This window comes from Streptomyces glomeratus (assembly GCF_021462825.1).
Lineage (GTDB): Bacteria > Actinomycetota > Actinomycetes > Streptomycetales > Streptomycetaceae > Streptomyces > Streptomyces glomeratus.
In genome coordinates, this window is record NZ_JAKEEB010000105.1 from 1 (window position 1) to 632 (window position 632).

At 65.8% G+C, this 632-nt stretch carries 2 protein-coding genes; one reads left to right on the forward strand and one right to left on the reverse strand.

What is annotated here, in order from left to right; all coding sequences use genetic code 11:
* Window positions 1–420 (reverse strand): helix-turn-helix domain-containing protein (locus LZ604_RS35515; protein WP_234520361.1); only part of this gene is annotated, 420 nt, incomplete at its 3' end.
* 51 nt (window positions 421–471) lie between these two features.
* On the opposite strand from LZ604_RS35515, the gene LZ604_RS35520 reads away from it, so the two are divergent.
* Window positions 472–632, forward strand: a 161-nt coding sequence (locus LZ604_RS35520; RefSeq protein WP_234520362.1) for a transposase, incomplete at its 3' end; no start/stop codon positions are given.

Below are 632 nucleotides of genomic sequence, written 5' to 3' on the forward strand. Positions count from 1 at the left end.
TTGGAGGCGGACGCGGGTGACGGGGTCGTGGGGGGTGGAGTTCCAGCGGCAGCCGTCGCCGTCCTTGGGGAAGTCCATGGTGTCGAACCACATCGCGCCCCGGAACCTGGGGTATCCGGGTTTCTCCCCGGCCTTCACGCGCCGGAAGAAGGCTTGGAACGCCTTGTCCAGGCGGCGCAAGGTCGCCTGCTGCGAGGAGAACGACCAGCGTCCCTGACGCTCGGGGTCGAAGGCGCGGATCTCCTTGAGCTGTGCGGACTGCTGCCCGTATTTGATGCTGGTCTTCGAGGTGTGCCGGTAGGCGTCGCGGCGTTCCTGCAACGCGCCGTTGTAGAGCGAGCAGTGATCGCGCAGCATCTCAGCGAGCGCGGCGGCCTGGCCCACGGTGGGCCGCAGGAGGAACTTGTACGCACGGATCATCCGGCCCGCCCCCTTCCTGGTCAGCCCGCACGATCATACTACCCTTGGCGTATGTCACCGCGCTGGGAACCAAACCCCGATATCCGCACCGGCCGCCACGTCGCCTACAACCTCCACGCGCACTTGGTGTTCGTCACCAAGTACCGCAAAGACGTCTTCGATGACGCCATGCTGAAGCGGTGCGAGGAGATCATGCGAGAGGTGTGCGGCAG